The organism is Gammaproteobacteria bacterium, from assembly GCA_028817255.1.
Taxonomy (GTDB): domain Bacteria; phylum Pseudomonadota; class Gammaproteobacteria; order Porifericomitales; family Porifericomitaceae; genus Porifericomes; species Porifericomes azotivorans.
This window is the reverse complement of record JAPPQA010000034.1, coordinates 1-8,208: the sequence shown is the minus strand read 5'-3', so window position 1 is coordinate 8,208 and position 8,208 is coordinate 1. Positions and strand designations below refer to the sequence as shown.

The 8,208-nt window shown below is 59.6% G+C and carries 4 protein-coding genes and 1 pseudogene; 4 read left to right on the top strand and 1 reads right to left on the bottom strand.

The window, feature by feature from the left end:
- Positions 1 to 81: 81 nt before the first annotated feature.
- Entirely contained in the window at positions 82 to 1,677 is a 1,596-nt protein-coding gene (gene gpmI / locus OXU43_01785; GenBank protein ID MDD9823900.1) for a 2,3-bisphosphoglycerate-independent phosphoglycerate mutase, read from the bottom strand.
- Between the two features lie 484 nt (positions 1,678 to 2,161).
- Between gpmI and radC the strand changes: the two are divergent.
- From radC to OXU43_01765, 4 genes and pseudogenes are all read left to right on the top strand, one after another.
- Positions 2,162 to 2,827, top strand: a pseudogene (gene radC, locus OXU43_01780) (DNA repair protein RadC).
- An 83-nt stretch (positions 2,828 to 2,910) separates the two neighbouring features.
- A complete protein-coding gene (locus tag OXU43_01775) occupies positions 2,911 to 4,917 on the top strand; it encodes a site-specific DNA-methyltransferase (GenBank protein ID MDD9823899.1) in 2,007 nt (668 codons plus the stop codon).
- The gene (locus OXU43_01770; GenBank protein MDD9823898.1) at positions 4,914 to 7,718 is read left to right on the top strand and encodes a DEAD/DEAH box helicase family protein; all 2,805 of its coding nucleotides are present in this window, start codon (positions 4,914 to 4,916) and stop codon (positions 7,716 to 7,718) included. The genes OXU43_01775 and OXU43_01770 overlap by 4 nt, the downstream gene beginning before the upstream one ends.
- Positions 7,703 to 8,074 carry a hypothetical protein gene (locus tag OXU43_01765; protein ID MDD9823897.1) on the top strand — a complete coding sequence of 124 codons (372 nt, stop codon included), beginning with the start codon at positions 7,703 to 7,705 and terminating at the stop codon, positions 8,072 to 8,074. The genes OXU43_01770 and OXU43_01765 overlap by 16 nt, the downstream gene beginning before the upstream one ends.
- The last annotated feature ends 134 nt before the right edge of the window (positions 8,075 to 8,208 follow it).

Sequence of the window (8,208 nt, the reverse complement as noted above, 5' to 3'; positions counted from 1 at the left end):
CGGTCCGCACACCCGCTGCGCCCGCGGCTTCCGCCGGCGCGGCGCCCGCCCCGGCGGCCGGCCCGAGACAGGCGAGGGAGATCAACCCTGCGCGGACGCCTTGGCGGATGGCTGGCTTGCCTCCTGGAGACGGATCAGCGGCTTGCCGGTCATCTCCCGCGGCGGGTTCAGGCCCATCAGGTACAGCATGGTCGGCGTTACGTCGGACAATCGTCCATCCGCGGAGACGACCTCGCCGGGACGGCCCACATAGACGAAGGGCACGGGATTGCTGGTGTGAGCGGTATGAGGCTGCGCCTGCACCTTCTCCGTGATGTAGCTTTTGAGTTGTTCCGCGTTGCCGTGGTCGGCGGTGACGATCATCTCGCAACCGCTGTTGCGGCAGGCCGCCAGCAACCGGCGCAGGCAGGCGTCTATGGCTTCCACTGCCTTGACGGTGGCGCCCAGGTCGCCGCTGTGCCCGACCATGTCCGCGTTGGCGTAGTTGCAGATGATGGCATGATACTCCTTGCCCTTGATGGCCCGCACCAGTTTGTCGGTGATCTGGCGGGCGCTCATCTCCGGCTTCCGGTCGTAGGTGGCCACGTGCGCGGAGGGGACGAGAATGCGGTGTTCTCCCTCGAAGGCGCGCTCCTCCCCGCCGTTGAAGAAAAAAGTGACGTGCGCGTATTTCTCCGTCTCGGCAATACGCAACTGCCGCAGGCCGAGGTCGGAGATATACTGGCCGAAAACGTTGGTCAGCGCCTCGGGGGGGAAGGCGACCGGGAATTCGTATTTGGCGTGGTATTCGGTAAGGCTGATAAAGGCGCTGAGTTTCGGCACCGTTCCTCTCTCGAAGCCGCTGAAGTCCGGGTTGGTTAGCGACCGGGAGAGTTGCCTGGCGCGGTCGGCGCGGTAGTTCATGAACACGATCATGTCGCCTTCTTCCAGGCGCACCGGTTTCCCCTGGTGCAAAACGGCGGTCGGTTTCAGGAACTCGTCCGACTGGCCTGCCCGGTAAGCCTGGTCGAGCGCGATCAGGGGGTCTTCGCAACGGCGCCGCGCCCGGCCGTGCGCGATCAACTCGTGCGCCTGCCGGGTGCGCTTCCAGTTGCGGTTGCGGTCCATTGCGTAATAGCGCCCGATCATCGAGGCAATCCGGCCCGTGCCGAGTTCCTCCGCCTTCAAGACGGCGCGGCGGATGGACTCCGCCGCGCTCTTGGGAGGCGTGTCCCGTCCGTCCAGAAAGGCGTGCAGGTACGCCCTGGGATGGCCGCAACGGGCGATCAACTCCATCATTGCGAAAATATGCTCTTCGTGGCCGTGCACCCCGCCGGGAGACAGCAGGCCGAGCAGGTGCACTGCCTTGCCGTTGGCCGCCACGTGCGCGAAAGCCCGGCGCAGGGTCTCGTTGCGGAAGAACGAGCCGTCCTGGATGGCGCGCGAGATGCGCGTGAATTCCTGGCCCACCACCCGGCCCGCCCCCATGTTCATGTGGCCGACCTCGGAGTTCCCCATCTGGTTTTCCGGCAGGCCGACGCTGGTGCCCGACGCCTGCAGCAGGGTGTGCGGGTGTCGCCGCCACAGCTCGTCCCAGACCGGCGAATGCGCGCTGTGAATGGCGTTGAACTCGGTGTTTTCGGAATAACCCCAGCCGTCGAGGACGACCAGCAGTATCGGGGTCACCGTAGGGCGCATCGTATTGACATATTCCCTTGTCCGGCGGACAGCGGCACCGGCATCGGCCGTTATGATAATCGTAATGCCGTGCCGGGCTCAAGGCGGCGGGCGGCGAGCCGGGTTGGCGGGGGGCGATCCGTGCGGCGAAACCCCGTTTCAGGGGCGGTCGGAGGTCCCGCCGTGCCAAGCAGTGCCCAGTCCCCCGGCCCGATTTGCGCGATTTGCCGATTATTCTTGAGCCACTTCTCCGTCTCCCCGCGTGCCGGCAGGGGAGGCCGCGCCTGGTTTTGGGCCTTAAGTATTTGCGCTATCTGAATTCTCCGCCGTTTTTCCGTTCCTCTCGCGCAGTATCTGGACCGTTGCGCGCTGCCCGCTTCATGTTGCCGGGCATACTGGGCTAAGATGCGGCGGTTGCCGTTGAAGGAAAGCAAGGTCCATAACAGCGGTCTGAGCTGTATGTAAGGGAGATACTGTGGCCAAAATACGCGCGAAAGCGAGCGGAATCGCCTCTTGGCCCGAGGAGGAGCGCCCCCGGGAGCGGCTGCTCCGCCGGGGCGCAGAGGCGCTCACGGACGCCGAGTTGGTCGCCATTCTGTTGCGGGTGGGGATGCGGGGCGCAAGCGCGGTGGATCTGGCGCGTCAACTGCTGGAACAGTTCGGCTCCCTGCGGGGAATGGCGGAAGCCCCGGCGCTGGCGCTGCTGGCAGTGAAGGGGCTCAAAGGCGCGAAGGCCGCGCAACTGGCGGCGGCCATGGAAGTCTCGCGGCGGGTCGCTCTTGCCCCCGCTTTGCAACGGCGCAAGATTCTCAGCACGACTCAGGCGGGCGAATACCTGCGCGAGCGCTTGCGGGCGCTGCCGGAGGAGCATTTTCGCGTACTGTATCTGAACCGCCGCAACGCGCTGCTGACCGACGCCCTGATTGCGCGGGGCGACACCGGCGCCGTCCATGTATCCCTGCGCCAGATTGTCTCGCGCGCCCTGCAAACCAATGCCAGCGCCCTGATTGCGGCGCACAACCACCCTTCCGGAGATGCGCGGCCCAGTGAATCGGACCGGCTTTTGACCAAGGACCTGATCGCCGCCACCCGCCCGCTGGGAATCAAGGTGCTTGACCACCTGATCGTAGCCGGGGAAGGGTTTTACAGCTTCGCGGACGAGGGACTGCTGGACGAAATCGAATTGGAATGCCTCGCCCCCGGAGCCACCGAGCGTTCGCCAAAGCTGGCGAGAGCAGCGGGAGCGGAGCGGGCATGACGGACGAAGAGCGCCAGCTCCTCATAGAGATTCTGCAGAACGGCGAAATGCCCCCGCTGGACTGGGCGCCAGTATTGTTCCCCGCTCAGAAGCGCGAAACCGAACTCACCTACCTCGGTAAGGCGCGGGAGGCGGACATTCTGGCGGATGCCATGGCCGTGCCGTTGCAACCTACCCGCCGCTTCGGCAACAACGGCGACGATTGGAACAATATGCTCATCTTCGGAGACAACCTGCAGGCGATGAAATCGCTGCTGGACATGAAAAAGAAGGGCAAGCTGTGTAACGCCGACGGTACGCCCGGAATCCGGCTGGTTTATATTGACCCGCCGTTTTCCACGAAGCGGGAAATGCAAGGGCAGGATGGGGCTGTGGCTTACCAGGACAAGGTGGCCGCCGCGGAATTTCTGGAGTTCATTCGCAAACGGCTGGTTTTGATTCGGGAATTGCTGTCGGATGACGGCAGTGTGTATGTGCATTTGGATTGGCGGATGAATTCATATGTGCGGGTGTTGATGGATGAAGTTTTTGGGAAAGAGAATTTCCTGAATGAAGTTATCTGGTGCTATCGAGAGCGCGAAATTTCTAAGGACAGATTCAATGCAAAACATGACACTATCTTGTTCTACGCGAAGGATTCTTTGAACAAGGATCGCGTGTTTAATTGCTATGAAATTTCTCTTCCTTATTCTAAAGGAAGTGAGAAAAAGTATACTCTCGTTGACACCGATGGTCGGAAGTATCAGATAAGGGGGAAAGGCGGGGAGTTCACCGGGAAGCAACAATTGCCGCCTGAACTTGAAAAGTCTCATCCTGATTCGGTCTATCGAGATTATTGGGATGATAAAAAGGGCGTTTTGCCAAGAGATTGGTTCGATGACGTTCCTTTTGAGAATCGTGCCTCAATCGCTCGAACTGGTTATCCCACTCAAAAGCCGGAAAAATTGTTGGAACGCATTATCAAAGCGTCCAGCAACGAAGGAGATATTGTCGCCGACTTCTTCGCCGGTTCCGGCACTGCGCCCGCCGTCGCCGAGAAATTGGGCCGCCGCTGGATCGCATCCGACTGCGGCAAGCTGGCCATCTACACCATGCAGAAGCGCCTGCTGAACCTGCGCGATGGCATCGGCAGCAAGGGATCGCCTCTCCGGGCCAAGCCTTTCACACTCTACAACGCCGGCCTCTACGATGTCGAAAAGTTGTGCGATCTCCCCGAAGAAGACTGGCGCCGTTTTGCCTTGCAACTCTTCCAGTGCAAGGACAACCCGCACACCGTCGGCGGAATCCGCATGGACGGAACGCGCCGGGGCAAGACCGTCAAGGTTTACCCCCCTCACCGGAACCCGGGCGATCTGATCGCCGAAGAGACCATCGAGGAGATCCACGAGGCCATCGGGCGCAAGGTCTCGAATGAAGTTTTCCTCATTGCCCCGGCCATGAAATTCGGATTCTTCCAGGACTACATTGACCACGGCAAGGTCCGCTACTACGCCCTGCGCATCCCCTATTCCTTCATCTATCAGCTGCATCGGAGTGACTTCACCGCACTCATGCAGCCCACCGGCGAAATGAATGTGAACGACACCGTGGACGCTGTGGGCTTCGACTTTATCCGGCGCCCGGAGCTGAAATACACCACAGGCCGGAAGCAAGGCGACGCCTTCATCAAAATCACCACCTTTAAGAGCGAAGCGCGGGTGCGCGGGCCGCGGAAGAAGAGCGAAAACATGGAAACGCTCTCCATGCTCATGCTCGACTACGATTACGATCCCGAAAAGTGCGTCTTCGAATTCGACCATATCTTCTACGCAGACGCCATGGCCAATAACGGCTGGAAGGCGAGCTTCCCTGCCAATCAGCTCGGAAAGCAGGTGATGGCGATTTTCGTGGACATCTACGGCAACGAAGCGCGCGAATTGATTTCCGCGGGCAAGTTTCGCAACGGGCCTGCCCGAGGCGCAAAAAAGAGCCCTGCAAAAAAGAGCGCGAGGAAGAAGCGGTGAGCAAGATCCGCAACGAGGATCTCGTCCTCAAGGTTTCCCGCAATATCAATCCGCAGGTGTGGGACGAGGGCAGGTATGACGCCTTTGTGGATACGCTCTGCCAAGGCCGCGAATACCAGAAAGAGGCAATTTTCACCGCTCTGCGCTTCCTGGCCGGAGGCCAATATCGAGATCTGCGCGCCCTGACCCGCGAGAACTTTGACGGCAACCCGAAGCTGGCGGAGGCATACGGCTCATGGGAGGCCATGGAGAGCCGCCTGCAGTTGCCCGACCTGCTCTCCTGCTCCCTGGATTTGGCGACGGGAACCGGCAAGAGTTACGTCCTCTACGGCATCGCCGCCATTCTGCTGGCCGAGGGCAAGGTGAACCGCGTCCTGACTCTCTGTCCCTCCAACACCATTGAGCACGGGCTGATCGGTAAGTTTCGGGAGCTCGCCGCCGATGCCGACCTGCAGGAAGCCATGCCCGAGAACGCCAGGCATCACCCGCCGAATATTATCAACGCCTCGCAGAGCATCACCGGCGGCTGCATCTGCGTGGAGAATTACCACGCAATCCTGAAGCATGTGAAGTCTTCCATCCGAGAGAGCCTGCGGGGGGGCACAGGGAAGCACACCCTCGTCCTCAACGACGAGGCGCACCATGTCGCCTCCGCCACTTCCGAGCTGCGAAAATGGAAGGAATTTCTGCTCGACGATGAATTTGGGTTTCAGCGAATCGTTGGCGTTTCCGGCACCTGCTATGTCGGTAACGATTACTTCACCGATGTGGTCAGCCGCTACTCCCTGCGCCAGGCAATAGAAGAGCGGCAGGTGAAGGATGTGGAGTATATCGCCGAGGAGCCGAAGCTCCGCGGCTCGGATGAGAAATGGCAGTTGATTCACAAGCTTCACAAGCGGCGCACAAATCAAATCAAGCGGCGTGTTAAAGGCATTCGCCCCCTCACCATCGTCGTCACCAAGAACATCAGAAGCTGCGAGGCGGCCGCAGAGGATTTGCGCGCCTTTCTGCAAGAGCATGAGGGGATCTCGGAGAAACAGGCTGACAGCAAGGTGCTGGTCGTTACCTCATCGCCGAAGCACCAGCGCAATCTCGCGCGCCTGCGCACGGTGGACAATCCGCAGAGCAAGGTGGAGTGGATCACCTCCGTCTCCATGCTGAGCGAGGGCTGGGATGCCAAGAATGTGTTTCAGATCGTCCCCCACGAGGAGCGTGCCTTCGACAGCAAGCTGCTCATCGCGCAGGTTCTCGGGCGCGGGCTGCGCGTACCAGAAAACTGGCATGGTGGGCAGCCCGTGGTCACAATTTTCAATCACGAATCCTGGGCGCCGAGAATTGAGCATCTCGTCAACGAGATACTGGAGATGGAAAAGCGCGTGTCTTCGGTGATTCTGCCAGATTCCAAGTTCCACTTTCCCCTTCACCATCTGAACTACGAGAAGGACGAGGCCAGCACATCGGCCACCGTAACTGATGAATACAAGCTGTTTGAACGCGGATACCTAGAGTTTCCGACACTTCCCGCGGAAGAGCGCGTTCAAGTGGGCCTTTTGGATACTCGGGGCAGGAGCCGTGAGGAGAAACTGACCATCCGCCACGAGACCTTCACCGCAGCAGAAGTGGCCCATGCGATGCATGAGAATTTAGCTGCGCTGGACCGCGAAACCGCTGCCAATCCCGATCCCAAAAAGCGCACCCGCTACGCCGCCCGTCACCGCGAGGAGGATCTCTTGCAAGTGGTTCTCGAAACGGTCCGGCGGTCGAGAATGAATGAGAGCGAGATACCGGATGAGGCCAAACAGAAATTCCTTGGGGCGCTCGGTGCATTGCGCCGGAAGGAATCCAGGCGCACCACCTATCGCAGGGCCGCCAAGAGCCTCCTCATTCTGAACACACAGGACCGGCAAAGCGACAGTTGCAGCGCAGCCGAATTGCTGCGGGACAAGACTGTTTTCTATCGCAATGGCTGCGAGAATTTTCTGCCCAAAGAGCAGCGAGATTTCTTCCGCGAATTGACGGACAAAGATGGCAATTACGCCGGGCAGGCACTCCTCATCGAGAACGATTACCGCTTCAAGACGCCCGTGAATCTGGCCATTGCCGACAGCCAACCGGAACGCAAATTCATGCGTGGGTTGTGCGAACGCGAAAACGCCGAACCCCTGGACGCATGGTTGAAAAACACGGCGATGAGATTTTATGCCGTGGAATACGCCTGGTCCAAGCCTACAACCCGCCCCAAGGGGGCGCCGCACATCAAGCGCGGCATGTTCAGCCCGGATTTCTTCATCAAGCAGGGCAATTGCATTCTGGTTGTGGAGATCAAGGACGATTCGGAAATCGCCAACCCTTCCCCGGAGAACACAAAAAAGCATGAATTCGCGCGCAGGCACTTCGCCCGCTTGAATCACTGGCTTTTCGAGGGCATCGAAAGCCCCTTCTACCAATTCAATATGCTGACACCGCAGGATTACGAGGTATTTTTCGACAAGCTTCAGCAGCGGGATCTGGTATATTACAACTCCCGCCTGGACGCTGCAATTTTGGAGGCGAATAAGGTGAAAAACCCCACCCCGGCCCGCTTCGGCGAGCTGGATATCGTCCGCCTTGTCACGGATGCCCACGCAAATGACGATCTGCCCCGGGGAAAGGAAGGGACTGTCATGCTGGTCTATGAGCGAAGCGCCGGTGGCTATGGCTACGAAGTGGAATTCGAGGATTGGGACGAGGACCTGCCCTTCACCTCCCGCGCCTTCAAGGAGAGCGACCTTGAATTGGTGGCAAAGTGGGCAAAGAAGTGACCAGCTTCTCTCAGGTTTTCATCGCGGAAGCCAAACTCACTAACTATCTGCTGGATCTCGAATCCGAAGACGGAAAGGCAAAGGCTCGATTTTTCATATCCACCTGCGGGTTCTCGCCCGACAACCCGCGCGCGCTGGAAGACGAGCTGCGGAAGCATCCGCTCACCGCTGAGCCGAAAGGCACGAGGCAAACGGACGACGGGGGGAACTATGCCTTCATCTGCGACATCCAGACTCCCAACAGAGGTCCCACCTGCATCGTCAGTGTCTGGCGCATAGATCAACAAAGCGGCAGGCCCCATCTCGTCTCGGCTCGGCCGCTGCACAAAAGAGAATCCAGGGCTCGCGGTGAGTGAACTTTAGGGATAACCTGTTGCATAAGCGCAATCCCATGAACGGCGCCATGAACGACCATTGAATGGTCATTGAACGGCCATTGAGCGGCCCTTGAAGAACCCAACGAAGATGAGGCAGGAGAGAACGTGAAGAT

Coding starts and splice junctions, on each gene's coding strand:
- gpmI (MDD9823900.1), bottom strand. CDS start 1,677: ATGCGCCCTACGGTGACCCCGATACTGCTGGTCGTCCTCGACGGCTGG.
- OXU43_01775 (MDD9823899.1), top strand. CDS start 2,911: ATGACGGACGAAGAGCGCCAGCTCCTCATAGAGATTCTGCAGAACGGC.